The organism is Nocardiopsis sp. NPDC007018 (assembly GCF_040635075.1).
Classification (GTDB): Bacteria; Actinomycetota; Actinomycetes; order Streptosporangiales; family Streptosporangiaceae; genus Nocardiopsis.
Genome location: NZ_JBEYHA010000017.1, coordinates 111,761 through 127,059, shown reverse-complemented (window position 1 = coordinate 127,059; position 15,299 = coordinate 111,761). Strand labels below are relative to the sequence as shown.

Sequence of the window (15,299 nt, the reverse complement as noted above, 5' to 3'; positions counted from 1 at the left end):
ACGATCCTCGGCCGTTCGTATGGACCAAGACGGCCGAGGAGATCTTCGAGACCATCGCCGCATATCTTCATCGAATTAACGACTCAGAACACTAGCTGCGCATCACACGAGGGGGGAGGCACGGAGCACCGTGCCTCCCCCCTCGCGCTCCGGGTCAGCGGTCCAGGACGTTCGTCAGGTCCAGCTCCAACTCCAGCGGAACGGAGGTCCTGAGGGACTTCCGGTGGATGGTCGGCCTGCCGTAGTCGCCTGAGGGGCTGGCCGGGTCCTTCTCGTACTCGTAGACCACCGCGTCGTTGCCGTCCTGCTCGACGCGCCAGTAGAAGCGCACTCCGGCTCGGGCGTAGAGCTCGGGCTTGCGTTCGCGGTCCCGTACCTCCGACTCCTTGGAGACCACCTCGACCGCCAGCTCCACCGCCTCGGGCGGGAACCAGGTCTGTTCCAGCTCCCGGAACGCGTCCGTACGGACCAGCATGAGGTCCGGTTCCGGCCGCTGCCGTTCGGAGAGTCTGACGGTGAACTCCCTCGCGACCCGCAGCCCGGTGGGCACACACCGGTCGAGTTCGCGTTCCAACAGTTTGAGTACGAGCATGTGGAACAGCTTCTGGGGGCTCACCAGCACCAGGTTTCCGTCGATGAGTTCGGTGTGCGGCGGAAGATCCGGGATACGGTCGAGGTCGTCAGCCGTGAAGCCGTCCTGCGGTGGCATGGGGAGGACCACGGTGTCCTCGAACTCTGGCGCTTGTTGCTCGGCCACTGTCGGAGCGGACATGTGACTGCCTTCGGTCGTCGGATCGTTCTTGTCGCTCACAGTAGCCATCCCCGCCGTCCCTGGTGTCGCTTTTCGCGATGGTTCCTACCCAGAGGATGCACCAGGACCCGGGGAGGCGGTCGCCCACGGGCCCGGGACACGCCCGGTCCCTCGCGGCGCGCGTCGTGACGGGTATCCCCGGGGGTCGGGCGGCCATACTGGCGGGACCGTCACCGAGGAGGGCGCCGGATGCGCGACGTGGTCTATTCGATGGGTGTGTCCTTGGATGGCTACGTCGTCGGGCCGGACGGCTCCTTCGACTGGTCGGTACCGGACGAGGAGGTCTTCGCCCTCGCCACCGACGAGGTGCGCCGGGTCGGCGTCTACCTGTTGGGGCGGCGCCTCTACGAGACGATGGCCTACTGGGAGACCGTCGACCAGAATCCGGCACACGACCACTCGACGGTCGGGTTCGCCCGGATCTGGCGGGCGCTCCCGAAGGTGGTGTTCTCCTCCACGCTGAGCGAGGTGCGGGGCAACACCCGCCTGGCGTCCGGAAGTTTGGCGGAGGAGATCGCGCGCCTGCGGGCCGAGCCGGGCGAGGGCGACATCGCGGTCGGCGGCGCGACCCTGGCCGCCCAGGCGGCCGACCTGGGGCTGGTCGACGAGTTCCGGCTCCGGGTCTATCCGGTGCTGGTGGGCGGCGGCGTCCCCTTCTTTCCCCGGGGTGAGCGCCGACAGGACCTACGCCTCGTCGAGTCCCGGACCGTCGGCGGCCGGGTCGGCGGCGAGATCGTCTACCTCCGCTACCGGGTGGAACGCTGACCGGTGCGGGCCGGTGGCCCGACGCCCCGCCGGACCGTCACCGGCGGGGCGTTCGGTGCCTAGCCGCGTTCGAAGTGGCGGCGGCGTTCGAGGTCGGTGACCGTGGCGGAGAAGGCCGCGAGTTCGGCGCGGCCCGCCGCCGCCTGGTTGCGCACCACCTCCGGGCCGAAGCAGGCCAGCGCGATCTCACTGTCCTCCCAGGCCCGGACGGCCTCCTCCAGGGAGCCGGGCAGGCGGGCGGCACCGCTGGCCGAGGCGTCCCCCACCGTGGGTTCGGGCAGGGGCAGCGCCCGGTCGATGCCGTACAGGCCCGCCGCGACGATGCCCGCCACGGTCAGGTACGGGTTGGCGTCCCCGCCCGGCACCCGGAACTCGATCCGCGCGGACGCGCCCGACCCGATCACCCGCACCGGGCACGTGCGGTTGTCCAACCCCCAGGTGATGGTGTTCGGCGCGTAGGCCTGCGGTGACAGGCGCTTGTACGAGTTGACGTTGGGCGCGTGGAGCAGGGCGAAGTCACGGGCGCAGGCCAGCTGCCCGGCCACGAAGTGCTCCATGTGCCGGGACATGCCGTACCGGCCCGTGCCGTCGTCGGCGAAGACCGGGTGACCGCTCTCGTCGCGTAGCGACAGGTGCACGTGGCAGGAGTTGCCCTCGCCGCCGTCGTACTTGGCCATGAAGGTCAGCGCGACCCCCGCCTGCGCCGCCAGAGCCCTGGCCCCCGCCTTGTACACGACGTGGTTGTCGCAGGTGCGCAGGGCGTCGTCGTAGCGGAAGACGATCTCGTACTGGCCGGGGTGGCACTCGCCCCGGGCCGACTCCACGGTCATGCCGGTGCGCTCCATGGCGGTGCGGACGCGCCGCATGAGCGGGTCGATCTCGGTGACCTCGGGCACCGCGTAGTCGGAGTTGAACCGGGTCGCGGTGGTCAGGCCCCGGTAGTCGGCCTCGAAGGCCTCCTGGTAGGAGTCGCGGAACACCAGGAACTCCAGCTCCGTCCCGGCCAGGGCGTGCCAGCCGCGTTCGGAGAGCCGGTCCAGCTGGGTGCGCAGCACCTGCCGGGGCGCGACCGGGACCGGGCTCCCCCCGGCGTCGCGGGCGTCACCGAGCACCAGGGCGGTGCCCGGGTCCCAGGGCAGGTAGCGCAGGGTGCCCGGGTCGGGCAGCACGGAGAGGTCGCCGAGCCCGCCGTGCCAGGGGTCGACGGCGTAGCCGGGGCGCGACTCCATCTCGACGTCCGTGGCGAGCAGGTACAGGCAGGCGTCGAAGCCGCGGTCCAGCGTCCGTGAGAGGAAGTCCCTGGGGTTGATCCGGCTTCCCTGCACCCGTCCCTGGAGGTCGGGCAGGGCCACGATCACGTCGGCGATCGCGCCCGACTCCACGTCGGCGCGCAGGCGTTCGAGCGGTACCGGGAAGGGCGGCGGCGGTGGGGAGGGCGGCAGGGTCTCGGTCAGGGGCGGGAGTCCGTCGCCGACGATCCGGTTCACCGGGCCTCCTCGGGACCGGTGGCGGGGGCCCGGTGGAGCGGGTTGGGGATGGGTGGCGCGTCCAGGTGGAACTCCGCGTCGCGTTCGGCCCGGTCGTGGTAGCCGCCGCCCAGCAGGCGCTCCCGGTTCAGGCAGACACGCTCGTACTCGGGGGCGAGCAGGTCGAACATGGCGAACCGCGCGGCCAGCTCGGGGAACTCCTCCTGGTAGCGCGTGACCTCCGCGCGCACCAGGTCCCAGAACCGCTCCTCGGGCACGTCCAGGTGCTCCTGGACCAGCGGCGCGAGATAGCGGAAGTGGCCGACGAACAGGGACTTGACGACCGACGAGGTGAGCTCGCGGGCGTCGAAGCGCATGAGCACGCCCAAGGCCTCCTCGGGCAGGTCCGCGTACTCGGGCAGGTCGGTGTCGAGGAGCTTCATGTCGTCCACGAAGTCCTTGACGGCGAGCCGGACCGGGCGGTCGTCGCCGTCGTGGACCACGATCGCGTTCTCCCCGTGCGGGTTGAAGGCCAGACCGTACCGGTAGAGCAGGTGCAGGATCGGCGGTAGGAGCGCCGCGAAGAGCGCGCGCAGCCACTCCTCGGCACCCAGGCCGGAGCGTTCCACGAGTTCGCCGACCAGGGCCCGGCCCTCGCCGTCCACGTGCAGCAGCGCGGCCAGGGTGCGGGCGCGTTCACCCGGGTCGAGCTGTTCGGTGACCGGTTCGCGCCACAGGGCGCCGAGCAGCTGGCGGTGCCGGTAGGGGGCGCCCGGGATGTCCTCCAGGACGGGGTGGCGCACGGCCACGGCGGCGACCTCGCCGGGCAGGACCACGCGGCAGCGCTCGGAGAGGAAGGGGTCGCGAGCGCGCAGGGCGTGCACCCACCCGGTGCTGGCCGGTGCCGCCCGGCACAGCTCGGTGGGGATGCCGCGGTAGACCATCGTGTTGAGGATGGCCAGCGACAGCTTGACGTTGAGCCGGTCGGGGCGGTCGAGGTTGGTGAACGTGCGGATGGACTGCTGGGGCAGGTAGGCGTCGGCCGCCTCTCCCAGCGGTACGACGAGCCGGTGGGCGATCTCGGCGGCGAACAGCGGCACGACCACCTCGTCCCACTGCCAGGGGTGGACCGGCAGCCACACGAACTCCGTCGCGTCGGTCCCGGAGCCCCGCAGGGTCCGCTCCAGCCGGTCGGTGAACGCGCGGGTCAGTTCGGGCCCCAGTTCGCGGGCGCGCAGGACTTCCTGGTCCAGGCCCGGGACCCCGTGGTGTTCGGCCAGGGAGCGGTGCACCGCGATCCAGGGCATCCGCGCGGGCCGCCGGGCCTCCGGCGGGAACAGGGCGCGGTCCCGTGCGGAGAAGCCGACCCGGCCCTTGTTGGCGAAGATCCAGGGGTGGCCGGTCTGGTGGCCCTCCAACTCGGCGTGGGGGAGCGCGGCCAGCGCGGCGCTGGAGGTGCGGGAGGACGCCAGACGGGCGTCGCCGCTCAGCGTGGCGGTGAGCTCCCCGACGGTGAACGCCTCCACGTCCGGGGCGACGATTCCGGCCGTGCCGAGGTCGCGCAGGAGGGTGAAGGGCGTGGCGGCGGTCCGGGTGCCGTCGGCGGCCTCGCGCCGGGCGGTGCCGGGGCGGACCCGCCAGCCGTCCATGCTGGTGCGCCGTCCCTCGAACACGTAGGCGGCGCCGGGGTGCACGCGGGCCCGCCAGAGCCCCGGGCCCCCGGGCTCGGGGCGCAGGGCGTACTCGAAGCAGAGTTCGGCCAGCATCTTGGCGGCCAGGTGGCGGCTGGCGCGTTCCCAGCGCTCGGCGGTGAGCTCCGGCGGGACCGGGAGCGGATTCGGGGCGGTGACCGGGTCCGGGAGCGGGGCCGGAACCTGGGCGCGGACGGGGTTCTCGGTGGGCATGGGCGGGTTCTCCGGGCTGGTGGCGGTCACGGCTGGGACAGGGGGTTGTCGACCAGGCCGTGCATGACGTCGAACTCGGCGTCGCGCTCGGCGCGCTCGTGGAAGCCGCCGCCCATGAGCTGTTCGCGGTTGAGGGCGACCCGGCCCACCTGGGGCGCGAGGAGGTCGAACATCCCGAAGCGGTCGGCCAGCTCGGGGAAGCGCTCCTGGTAGGCCAGGACCTGTTCGCGGGCGAGCCGCCACAGCGTCGCGCCGGGCACTCCCAGCTGGCGTTCGACGATGTCGGCGAGGAAGCGCAGGTGGCCCGCGCAGATCGCGGACAGCACGGAGTGGGCCAGTTCCTCGGGCTTCCACCGATGCAGCACCGAACGCACGGGGTCGGGGATCTCGGCGTACTCGGGCAGGTCGAAGGGGAGGAGTTCGACGTCGGAGCCGAAGTCCTTGAGCGCGATGCGGACGGGGGTCTCGTCGCCGTCGAAGACCAGCACGACGTTCTCGCCGTGCGGGGTGAACGAGGCTCCGTAGCGGTGCAGGTAGTGCAGGACCGCGGGGAAGAGCGCTCCCAGGAACCGCTCCAGCCACACCTGCGGCTCCAGGCCCGAACGCTCGACCAGTTCGGTCACGAGCGCCCTCCCGTCGGAGCCCTCCAGGAGCAGGCAGGCCATGGTGCGGGCCCGCTCCCCGGGGGCGAGGTGTCCGTGGACCGGCTCGCGCCAGATCGTGCCCAGGAGTTCGTGGAAGCGGTAGGGGGCCTGCGGCATCCGGTCGAACACGGGGTGGGGGACGGTCGCCGAGGCGCGCTCCGCGAGCATGACCACCCCGGTCTCGGCGAGGTAGGGGTCGCGCTCGGCGAGTGAGCGCAACCAGGTGCTGGTGTGCGGGGCGCACCCGGTCTGGGTCGCCGAGAGTCCGCGCCACACCAGGGTGTTGCGGATCATCAGCGGCACCTTGACGTTGAACCGGTCGGGCCGGTCCAGGTTCATCAGGGTGCGGATCGACTGGAAGGGGCGGTAGCGGTCGCGGCTCAGACCGAGGCGCACCACCCGTCCCAGGGCGATCTCGGAGGCGAAGAGCGGTGCGATCACCTCGTCCCACTGGAAGGGGTGGACCGGCATCCACAGGTAGGCGTCCGGGTCTTCGCCACGCCCTCGCACGGCCTCCGCGAACTCCTCCCGCTGATCCCCGTCGAGTTCGCGGGTGAGCAGCTCGTGCCGTTCGGTGCCGGCCATGGACTGGAAGCGTCCCAGGTCGGGGTGGACCGCGATCCACACGAGACGGAACGAGCCCCGGGCCTCGGGGGAGTAGCGGGCGGCGTCGGCGGCGGAGAACCCCAGGCGCCCCTTGTTGACGAAGATGCAGGGGTGACCGGTCTGGTGTCCTTCCAGGTCCTCGTACGGCAGGTCCGCGAGCTCGGCGGCACCGAGGGCGGAGGAGGCCAGCCGGGCCTCGGCCGCGTGGGTGGCCAGGAGGTCGCGGACGACCTCGGCCAGGGAATCGCCGGGCAGACCCACGGTGGCCTGGGCGTCGGTCACGAACAGGGCGGGGTCCCAGGCGGGTGCCTCGCCCTCCCGCGTTCGGCGGACCAGGGACGCGGGGTCCACGTGCCAGGAACCGAACCCGCCCCTGCGCGAGGTGAAGCCGTAGGTGACGCCGCCGTCCACGGACAGGGTCCAGCCTGGCGCGCCGCCGGGAACGTTGGTGGAGGCGGCCTTGGGAACCACCATCTCCTCGTAGGCCATCTCGCCGATCATGTGGGCGAGCACGCGCCGTCCGGCCCGGCGCCAGTTCTCGGCGTCGGCGGCGGCGCGGCCCAGCGGGTCGGCGGTGGCGGGTGCGGTCTCGGGCAAGGGGTCGCCTTCCGTCCGGTGGTCGGTCGGTGTGGTGCAGGGGTGGGTCACGGGCGCCCCTCGTCGGGGACGCCGAAGGTCTGGTAGGCGGTGCGTTCGGGGAGCCGGTACACGGCGCGTCCGGTGAGGCCGTTGAGGATGGTGGCCGCCCGCCAGGCCCCCAGGCCCAGGTCCGGGGTGCCGACGCCGTGGGTGTGCAGCTCCGCGTTCTGCACGTGGATGGGGGTGGTCAGAGCGGGATCGGTCTCCAGACGGTGGTCGGGGTCGATCAGGTGTCGCCCGCGCGCGTCCGTGCGTAGGAACGCGGCCACCGGCGCGAGGAAGTCGGGTGTGCGCTGGGCGTAGCCGGAGGCGGCCACCACCGCGTCGGTGCGCACCGTGAACGCGCGCTCCTGGCCACGGTGGCGGAAGTCCAGTGCGTACCCACCCCCCTCGGCGCGGGCGCCGACGAGCTCGCACTGGGCGGCCAGGGACGCGCCGACCTCCGCGCCGCCGATGCCACGCTCGTAGAGCACGTCGTGGATCTGCGCGATGGTGTCGGCGCTGACGCCCTTGTACAGCTGCCACTGTTCGGGCACCAGCCGGTCCCGTACGGACTCCGGCAGGGCGTGGAAGTAGGCGGTGTAGTCGGGGGTGAAGTGTTCCAGGCCGAGCTTGGAGTACTCCATGGGGGCGAAGGCGGGTGAGCGGGTCAGCCAGCGCACCCGGGTGTCTCGGTGGTCGGGGGAGCGCAGGAGGTCGAGGAAGACCTCGGCGCCCGACTGCCCGGAGCCGACCACCGTCACGTCGCCCGCCCCGGCCAGCGCGGCCGTGTGGTCGAGGTAGTCGGCGGCGTGCAGGACGCGGTCGCCCTCCAGGGGACGCAGGGGGTCGGGCAGCACCGGCGCGGTGCCGATCCCGATCACCAGGGCGCGGCCGCGCACCGCCTGCCGGGAGCCGTCGGCGCGCGCGTACTCGACGGCGAACACGTCGCCCTCCGCCCGCACGGCGGTCACCCGCGCGTCGAAGCGGCAGGAGCCCAGGGCGTGCGCCACCCACCGGCAGTAGTCGTCGTACTCGCGCCGGGGCACGTGGAAGTGCTCGGCGAAGTAGAAGGGGAAGAGGCGGTCGTGTTCGCGCAGGTAGGAGAGGAACGACCACCGGTTGGTCGGGTCGACCATGCTCACCAGGTCGGCGAGGAAGGGAACCTGGAGGCGGGCGCCCTCGATCAGGAGGCCGGGGTGCCAGGAGAAGTCGGGGCGCGCCTCCAGGAAGCACGCGGAGAGTTCGGGCACGGCGTCTGCGAGGGCGGCCAGGGACAGGTTGAAGGGGCCCAGCCCGACCCCGATCAGGTCGTGGACGCCGTGGGGGTCGTCGAAGGGGAGGGTCAACGGGTCTCCTCGGGGGCGGACCGTTCGGCGGAGCCCGCCCGCACCACCTCGGCGAGCAGCGCGGCGGTGTCGTCGACGGTCGTGTGGGGGTTGAGCAGGGTCAGCTTGAGCCACACCCGCCCGTGGACGGCGGTGCGGCCCACCACTGCGCGGCCCTCGTCGAGCAGGCGGCGGCGCAGGCGCGCGTTGACGGCGTCGGACCGTTCGCCCGCGCGGTAGCGGAAGACCACGGTGGTGAGGCTGGGCGTCGCCAGGAGTTCCAGGTCGGGGTGGTCGGCGACCTGGGAGGCGGTCTCCAGGGCCAGGTCGTGACAGGCCTCCACCAGGCGGCCGAGCCCGTCGGTGCCCAGGGCGCGCAGGGTGACGGCGATCTTGAGGACGTCGGCCCTGCGGGTGGTGCGCAGCGAGTAGCCGAGCAGGCTCGGGTAGCCCGCCTCCTCGTCGTCGGCGGGGTTGAGGTAGTCCACCGAGCGTGAGAGCGGGGCGAACAGGGCCCGTTCGCGGGTGAGCAGGACCCCGGCGGCCACCGGTTGCCAGCCCAGTTTGTGCAGGTCCAGGCTGACGGAGTCGGCGTGCGCGATCCCGGTGAGCAGTGCGCGCAGGCGCGGTGAGAAGAGGACGCCGCCCCCGTAGGCGGCGTCGACGTGCAGCCACACGCCGAGTTCGCGGCACACGCGGGAGACGGCGTCGAGCGGGTCGACGCCGCCGAGGTCGGTGGTGCCGGCGGTGGCGACCACGGCCACCACCGCGCCCCCTTCGGCGCGCACGCGCTCGACGGCGGTGCGCAGCGCCTCGGGTCGCATGCGGTGCCGTGCGTCCACCTCGACGGTGACCACGGCGTCCTCGCCCAGGCCGAGCAGTGCGGCGGAGCGCTGCACGGAGAAGTGCGCGACCTCGCCGCACAGCACGCGGGGCCGGGCCGTGCCCGAGGCCCCGGCCAGTCCGTGGCGGCCCGCTCCGGGCAGGGCGTGGTCGCGCGCGAGGAGCAGGGCGGTCAGGTTGGACTCCGTGCCGCCCGAGGTGACGACGCCGCCCGCGCCGGGCCCGTCATAGCCGACCAACCCGGCCAGCTCGGCGACCAGCTCGGTCTCCAGGGCGGTGGCGGCGGGGGCCTGGTCCCAGGAGTCCAGGGACTGGTTGAGGACCGAGGCGACGGTGTCGGCGGCGACCGCCACGGCCAACGGCGGGCAGTGCAGGTGCGCGGCGCAGTGGGGGTGCGCGGGGTCGGCGGCTCCGAGAGTGAGCGCGTGGGTGAGGCGTTCCAGGACGGTTCCCGCGTCGGTGTCGGGCTCGGGGAGCAGGGGACCCAGCGCCGCGCGGACGCGTTCGGCGACCTCGGCGGGTCCGTGCGCGGGCAGGGGGCCCGCGCGTAGGGCGGTGGCGGTGGCCAGGGCCCGGGTGGCGCCGTCGACGAGGGCGGCGACCTCGGCGGGGCCCTCGGGGGACCCGGCGAGGGTGGCGGCCGGTCGGGGATCGACCGGGTCGCTCGCGCGGGTGGCGCTCACGGTCAGAGTCGTGTCACTCTGGGTGATGGGCATGGGTGTCGAACTCCTGTGGGTCCGGGTGCGGAACGCGCGGCGGGCGGGGGCGACCGTTCCGGTCAGGGACGCAGCGGGAGGACCAGGCCGTGGTGCCTGCGCCAGCCCGGGTGCGGAGCGACCTCTCCCACGTGCTGCCAGCCGTTGGTGAGGAAGAGGTCCAGGGCGCGGGTGTTGCCCTCGGCGACCAGCGCGGCGGCGCGCTCCTCGCGGCGGCCCCCCAACAGCAGGGTCAGGACTCGGCGCGCCACGCCGTGGCCGCGGAACCGGTCGTGGACCAGGACCTCGCACAGGGCGAGGGTGCGGCTGGGGTGCTCCCGGGCGGTCTCCCGCGCGTCGACTCCGGTCCGGGGCTCGAACCCGTTCCACCAGCCGGTGGTGGTGGGCAGCGTGTACCCGTAGGCGAATCCGGCCAGCTCGTCGTCGACGTGGCAGGCCGTGAGGCGGAAGCCGGGTCGGGAGGCGCTGAACGCCAGGCGTTCGCCGAAGGCGGGCTCCCGGTGGTCGGGCAGGTGCAGGGAGTCGGCGTAGACCGTCTGGTAGGCCTCGGCCCAGGGCCGGGGATCGGCCAGGACGTCCGGGCCCCGGAGGTTCTCCAGGTGCCACCGGGCGTCGGGGGCCGGTCCAGCCGTGGGAGCGGGTGTCACGGGCATTGGGGGCGCTCTTTCGTCGGTGTCCTCGGGGCGGTGGCGCGAGGGAGGGGGAGACCCGCCGTGCCACGACCGCGTGATGCGAGCCGGGTCTAATTAGGGCAGGCTAACCTAATCAAGTCAATGCTCCCGTGGAGTGCTCAAGTTCACGTTTGGGCGCGGGTCCGGCGGGAGTCGACCGTCCTCCTCGGGGCCCCCGGATGCGCCAGGAACGCGGGCATCGCGAACTCGTGGCCGTAGGCGCCCGCGTTGGGGAAGACCAGGACGTCGTCGGCGCGCAGCGACCCCACCCGTACGTCCCTGGCCAGCACGTCCTCGGGTGTGCACAGCTCGCCCGAGACGGTCACCGAGACGTCCCGCACCCCGGGCCTGGGAAGGTCTCCGGACCAGTCGGCGCCCTCCACCACCGCGAAGTTGTGCCTGATCTCCCAGGACGTGGGCAGCTGGAACTGGTTGATGCCGCCGCGCACCACGGCGAAGTGCTCGCCGTAGGCCGACTTCACGTCGGTCACCCGCGCCGCGTACCAGCCCGCGGGCGCGGCGATCCACCGCCCGGGCTCGAACACCACCTCGACCCCCGGGTCCGGCAGGGCCGCCAGCGCACCGCCCAGGGCCGTGAGGTCGAACTCGGGGTCGCCCTCCTCGAAGGGCACCCCCAAGCCTCCCCCGACGTCCACCACGCGCAGGTGCACTCCGTGGCGCTCGGCGGTCCGCGCCGCCCACTCCAGGCACCAGCGCACGTACTCCGCGTGCGCTGGTGCGTCGGTGTTCCCGCTCACCGCGTGCACGTGGAACCCCACCAGGTCCAGGTCGGGCAGGGCGAGCGCCGCCGCCACCGCCTCCGGCACCCGGGGCTCGGGCAGCCCGAAGGGGCTCGGCGCGCCGCCCATCACCAGCGCGCCGCTCACCGGGACGCGTTCGGGGTTGACCCGCAGCGTCACCGGCAGCACCACCCCCGCCTCCCGGGCCGCGGAGGCGGCCCGGCGCAGCTCCAGTTCGCTCTCCACGTTCACCACCACGTCCGCGCCCCGCTCGGCGCGCAGCCGTGCCAGACCCGACAGCATCTCCGGAGACTTTCCCGGGCCGCTCACCGCGATCCGCCCGCCCGGCCCCCGAGGGAGGTCGCGCTCGCCCAGGGCCGCCAGGGCCGTGCGGGCCTCGCTCAGCGACGCCGCCTCGAACCCGTCCACCGCCTCGGCCAGGTGCGAGAGCACCGGCGCGAACCCGTTGGACTTGACCGCGAAGTACACGCGGGCCCAGTCGGGCAGGGCGGCCCGCAGGGTGCGGGCCCGGTCGGCGGCCAGCGCCGGGTCGTAGACGTACCCGGAACCGGGGGAGCGGGCCAGGTCGAGGGCGGAGCGGCGGACCGCCTCGGGCAGGGTGTCGGCGGGCAGTGCGGGGGTGTGTTCGAAGGAGCGGGGAGGTTCCACGGGGGTGCCCTCTCGTCGTGTCGGGGTCCGGGCGTCGGGCGTGCGCGGTTCCGGGCGGGGGAGGGGCCCGGCGAGCCGGGCCCCCAGGGGACTCAGCGCCGGGGGTCCACGCCGAAGACCTCGGCGACGTCGTCGAGCACCGCGTGCGCGGAGATCAGGCCCACGCCCGACATCCAGTACGCGTCGTCGACGTCGGTCTTCTCGCCCTCCAGCTGGTCCCAGAGGGGGTTGGTGACGTAGTCGTCCTTGGCGTCGTCCACCTCGCCCGCGCCGTCGTCGTAGGTGGCCACCAGGATGCGGTCGGCGTCCAGGTCGAGCAGGCGCTCGGGGCTGTGGTAGGTCGCGATCTCCTCGGTGTCGGTCGCGGTGTGCTCACCGGCGGGCAGGCCCAGGTCGTCCAGGATCACGCCCACGTAGGAGTGCCGGGTGTACAGCCGCACCCCTTCGGCGTCACCGGCGAAGCGCACCACCGACACCGTGGGGGCCCGGCCGTCGTGCGCCTCGGTGATCTCCTCGCCGATGGCGGCCGCGCGATCCTCGAACTCCGTGACCAGGCGATCGGCCTCCTCGGCCTGGCCCAGGGCCTGGCCGGTCAGGCGCAGGTTGTCCTTCCAGGAGACTCCGGTGTCCTTCGACATCACGGTGGGCGCGACCTCCGTGAACTGGTCGTAGCCGTCACCGTGGCGGACCTCGGCGGACAGGATCAGGTCCGGTCGGGTCTGGGCCACCAGCTCCGGGCTGACCTCCCACAGCAGCCCGACCGACGCCGCGTCGTCGGCGCTGCCCGTGTTCCAGCCGCTCTCCAACAGGTAGTCGGGAAGCGCGTCCTGGTTCTCCGCGATCTGCGTGTAGCCCACCACGTTCCCGCCCAGGGCCAGGGTGGCGTCCACGTAGGTGAAGTCCAGCGGCAGCACCCGCTCGGGGGCGGCGGGGACCTCGGTGCTGCCCAGGGCGTGCTCGACGGTGAGGGGGAAGCCCTCGGCCTCCTCGCCGCCGGTGCCCGCGCCGTCTCCAGCGGAGTCCGTGCCGGGTCCGGCCGCGCCGCAGGCGGTGAGCAGGGCCAGTGAGGAGACGGCCGCGAGGGCGGCCAGGCCCGAGCGGCGGGTGAGGAGGAGATGATCCATGGTGGGGCTCCGGTGGGGTGGGGCCGGTCCCGGCGCCGCACCGTCGGGGGTGCCCCGGCGGGCGTTCGGAACGTGACCCGCGGTCGGACGGGGGTGACGCTCTGGTGTGAACCGTGGCAAACTTAGATCATCCAAGTGTGGCTAGGCAAACCTAACTTAGGTCTGCCTGGCCTTTTCCTGTGAGGGGAGATCGGGTGAGCCAGACCACAGGTCCCGTCACCGGGGCGGCGGGGGCCCCGCGTTCCCGGGAACCGGCGCGCTCCGCCGTGGCGGACCGGAGATCGCGCCGCCTCGCCGGGCTGGCGCTGCTCACACTGCTGCTCGCCCTCGCCCTGGCCGCCAGTGTGCTCGTCGGGGCCCGCACCCTGGACCCGGTCACGGTCTGGCAGGCCCTGACCACCGGTGCCGGGCCCGAGGCCGACACCATCGTCCAAGAGATCCGCCTGCCCCGCACCGTGCTCGGCCTCCTGGCCGGGATCAGCCTGGGCCTGGGCGGAGCCCTCATGCAGGGCCACACCCGCAACCCCCTGGGCGACCCCAGCATCCTCGGAGTCACCTTCGGAGCCGCCCTCGCCGTGGTCGCGGGCCTGTACTTCCTCGGCGTCACCGACCTGCGCACCCAGGCCCTGTTCGCCTTCGCGGGAGCCGGGGCGGCCGTGGTCCTGGTCTACGCGGTGGCCTCCGTCCCCGGACGCGGACCCACCCCGCTCACCCTGGCGCTCGCCGGGACCGCCGTCAGCTGGATGGCCTACTCCCTGGCCTCGGGACTGGTCCTGCTCGACCAGTCCACCATGGAGAACTTCCGCTTCTGGCGGGTCGGATCGCTCTCCGGCCGCGACCCCTCGATCATCCCCCAGATGCTCCCCGTCGTCGCGCTCGGCGCCGTGCTCGCCCTGGCCAACGCCCGAGCCCTCAACGCCCTGGCCCTGGGCGAGGACACCGCCCGCGCCCTCGGCTTCCGGGTCCGCCGGGCCCGCCTCGTCGGCCTGACGGCGGTCACCCTCCTGACCGGCATCAGCGTCGCCGCCTGCGGCCCCATCGCCTTCGTCGGCCTGATCGTCCCCCACCTGGCCCGGGGCGTGGTCGGCTCCGACTACCGCTGGCTCATCCCCTACTCGGCCCTGATGGGCGCCGTCCTGCTCCTGACCGCCGACATCCTCGGCCGGTTCCTCGCACCGCCGGGCGAACTCCAGGTCGGGGTGGTCCTCGCCCTGGTCGGCGCCCCCTTCTTCATCCACGTCGTCCGCCGCAGGAGGTTGTTCGCGCTGTGACCGCCACCCTCGAACCCCCACCCCCGCGCGACCCCCTGGCGCGCCGGGCCCGCGCGGTCATCCTCGGACCGGTCGCCATCCGGCTCCGCCCCCGCCTGCTCGCCACGGGCGCGCTCGCCGCGCTGGCGATCGTCGTCCTGACCGGCCTGAACCTGTCGGCCGGAGACGTGTTCGTGGCCCCCGGCCAGGTGTGGGCCAACATCGTCGGCACCACCTACGACGACCACTTCACCATCTGGCGGGTGCGGATGCCCCGCGTCGTGGTGGGGCTCCTGGCCGGGGCCGCGCTCGCCGCGGCCGGAGCGATCACGCAGGCGATCATGCGCAACCCGCTGGCCAGCCCCGACCTGCTCGGCGTCACCCACGGGGCCAGTGCGGGGGTGGTGGCGGTGATGGCCTTCGGCGGCAGCTACGGGATCGTCAGCGGCCCGCTCGCCCAGGTCGGCGTCCCCGCCCTCGCCCTCGTGGGCGGGCTGGCAGCCGGCGTGCTCTGCTACGCCCTGGCCTGGCGGAACGGGATCGACGGTTTCCGACTGCTCCTGGTGGGCGTGGGAGTGTCCACCGTCCTGATGAACCTCACCCTCTGGATGCTCACCCTCGGCGAGGTCAACGACAGCGGCCGGGCCATGGTGTGGATCGCGGGCAGCCTCTCGATGCGCACCTGGGCGCACGCCCTGCCCGTGGCGGTCGCCCTGGCCGTGCTGTTGCCGCTGGCCCTGGTCGGAGCACGCACCCTGGACGCCCTGTCCTTCGGCGACGACGTCACACGCGGCCTGGGCGTGCGGGTGGAGACGGCCCGCACCGGCATGCTCGTGCTGGCCGTGCTCCTCGCCGCCTTCGGGACCTCCGCGGCCGGACCCATCCTGTTCGTGTCGCTGGCGGCCCCCCAGATCGCCCTTCGGCTGGGGCGCGCCGCCCGGCCGCCGGTGCTGCTCTCGGCGCTGGTCGGCGCGGCTCTGGTGGCCGGTGCCGACCTCGTCGCCCGCAACCTCTTCGGAACCGTCCAGCTCCCGGTGGGCATCGTCACCGGCTGCCTGGGCGCCCTCTACCTCGTGTACCTGCTCGTCCACGGCAATCGAAAGGTCCAGGCGTGACGACCGAACAGACCCATCCCAGGCCCCTT

12 protein-coding genes are annotated in these 15,299 nt (G+C 73.4%); 3 read left to right on the top strand and 9 right to left on the bottom strand.

The window, feature by feature from the left end:
- Nucleotides 1-154: 154 nt before the first annotated feature.
- The gene (locus ABZ635_RS12440; RefSeq protein ID WP_357763139.1) at nucleotides 155-772 is read right to left on the bottom strand and encodes a Uma2 family endonuclease; all 618 of its coding nucleotides are present in this window, start codon (nucleotides 770-772) and stop codon (nucleotides 155-157) included.
- A gap of 228 nt (nucleotides 773-1,000) precedes the next feature.
- Here ABZ635_RS12440 and ABZ635_RS12435 point away from each other — a divergent pair, with 228 nt between their 5' ends.
- On the top strand, nucleotides 1,001-1,576 hold the full coding sequence (locus tag ABZ635_RS12435; protein ID WP_357763136.1) for a dihydrofolate reductase family protein: 576 nt from the start codon (nucleotides 1,001-1,003) through the stop codon (nucleotides 1,574-1,576).
- A 59-nt stretch (nucleotides 1,577-1,635) separates the two neighbouring features.
- Here the strand turns inward: ABZ635_RS12435 and ABZ635_RS12430 are convergent, their stop codons facing one another.
- The 8 genes from ABZ635_RS12430 to ABZ635_RS12395 all read right to left on the bottom strand — a co-directional run bounded on the left by ABZ635_RS12430 (nucleotide 1,636) and on the right by ABZ635_RS12395 (nucleotide 12,905).
- Complete coding sequence (locus tag ABZ635_RS12430; RefSeq protein ID WP_357763133.1) at nucleotides 1,636-3,063, bottom strand: glutamine synthetase family protein; 1,428 nt, start codon at nucleotides 3,061-3,063, stop codon at nucleotides 1,636-1,638.
- On the bottom strand, nucleotides 3,060-4,946 hold the full coding sequence (locus tag ABZ635_RS12425) for an IucA/IucC family protein (RefSeq protein ID WP_357763130.1): 1,887 nt from the start codon (nucleotides 4,944-4,946) through the stop codon (nucleotides 3,060-3,062). Before ABZ635_RS12425 ends, ABZ635_RS12430 begins: the two co-directional genes overlap by 4 nt.
- A gap of 26 nt (nucleotides 4,947-4,972) precedes the next feature.
- Entirely contained in the window at nucleotides 4,973-6,793 is a 1,821-nt protein-coding gene (locus ABZ635_RS12420; protein ID WP_357763127.1) for an IucA/IucC family protein, read from the bottom strand.
- A gap of 47 nt (nucleotides 6,794-6,840) precedes the next feature.
- Complete coding sequence (locus tag ABZ635_RS12415) at nucleotides 6,841-8,163, bottom strand: lysine N(6)-hydroxylase/L-ornithine N(5)-oxygenase family protein (RefSeq protein ID WP_357763124.1); 1,323 nt, start codon at nucleotides 8,161-8,163, stop codon at nucleotides 6,841-6,843.
- Complete coding sequence (locus ABZ635_RS12410; RefSeq protein ID WP_357763121.1) at nucleotides 8,160-9,701, bottom strand: pyridoxal-dependent decarboxylase; 1,542 nt, start codon at nucleotides 9,699-9,701, stop codon at nucleotides 8,160-8,162. Before ABZ635_RS12410 ends, ABZ635_RS12415 begins: the two co-directional genes overlap by 4 nt.
- A 62-nt stretch (nucleotides 9,702-9,763) precedes the next feature.
- On the bottom strand, nucleotides 9,764-10,354 hold the full coding sequence (locus ABZ635_RS12405; protein ID WP_357763118.1) for a GNAT family N-acetyltransferase: 591 nt from the start codon (nucleotides 10,352-10,354) through the stop codon (nucleotides 9,764-9,766).
- Nucleotides 10,355-10,497: 143 nt separating this feature from the next.
- A complete protein-coding gene (locus ABZ635_RS12400; protein WP_357763115.1) occupies nucleotides 10,498-11,781 on the bottom strand; it encodes an alanine racemase in 1,284 nt (427 codons plus the stop codon).
- Between the two features lie 92 nt (nucleotides 11,782-11,873).
- Nucleotides 11,874-12,905, bottom strand: a complete 1,032-nt coding sequence (locus ABZ635_RS12395) for an iron-siderophore ABC transporter substrate-binding protein (protein ID WP_357763112.1) — start codon at nucleotides 12,903-12,905, stop codon at nucleotides 11,874-11,876.
- Nucleotides 12,906-13,099: 194 nt separating this feature from the next.
- On the opposite strand from ABZ635_RS12395, the gene ABZ635_RS12390 reads away from it, so the two are divergent.
- Complete coding sequence (locus ABZ635_RS12390) at nucleotides 13,100-14,176, top strand: iron ABC transporter permease (protein WP_357763109.1); 1,077 nt, start codon at nucleotides 13,100-13,102, stop codon at nucleotides 14,174-14,176.
- Complete coding sequence (locus tag ABZ635_RS12385; protein WP_357763106.1) at nucleotides 14,173-15,270, top strand: iron chelate uptake ABC transporter family permease subunit; 1,098 nt, start codon at nucleotides 14,173-14,175, stop codon at nucleotides 15,268-15,270. The genes ABZ635_RS12390 and ABZ635_RS12385 overlap by 4 nt, the downstream gene beginning before the upstream one ends.
- Nucleotides 15,271-15,299 lie beyond the last annotated feature (29 nt).

What these genes read in the sequence shown, in the direction of transcription:
- ABZ635_RS12440 (WP_357763139.1), bottom strand. Translation starts at nt 772, where the DNA reads ATGTCCGCTCCGACAGTGGCCGAGCAACAAGCGCCAGAGTTCGAGGAC.
- ABZ635_RS12435 (WP_357763136.1), top strand. Translation starts at nt 1,001, where the DNA reads ATGCGCGACGTGGTCTATTCGATGGGTGTGTCCTTGGATGGCTACGTC.
- ABZ635_RS12425 (WP_357763130.1), bottom strand. Translation starts at nt 4,946, where the DNA reads ATGCCCACCGAGAACCCCGTCCGCGCCCAGGTTCCGGCCCCGCTCCCG.
- ABZ635_RS12410 (WP_357763121.1), bottom strand. Translation starts at nt 9,701, where the DNA reads ATGCCCATCACCCAGAGTGACACGACTCTGACCGTGAGCGCCACCCGC.
- ABZ635_RS12405 (WP_357763118.1), bottom strand. Translation starts at nt 10,354, where the DNA reads ATGCCCGTGACACCCGCTCCCACGGCTGGACCGGCCCCCGACGCCCGG.
- ABZ635_RS12395 (WP_357763112.1), bottom strand. Translation starts at nt 12,905, where the DNA reads ATGGATCATCTCCTCCTCACCCGCCGCTCGGGCCTGGCCGCCCTCGCG.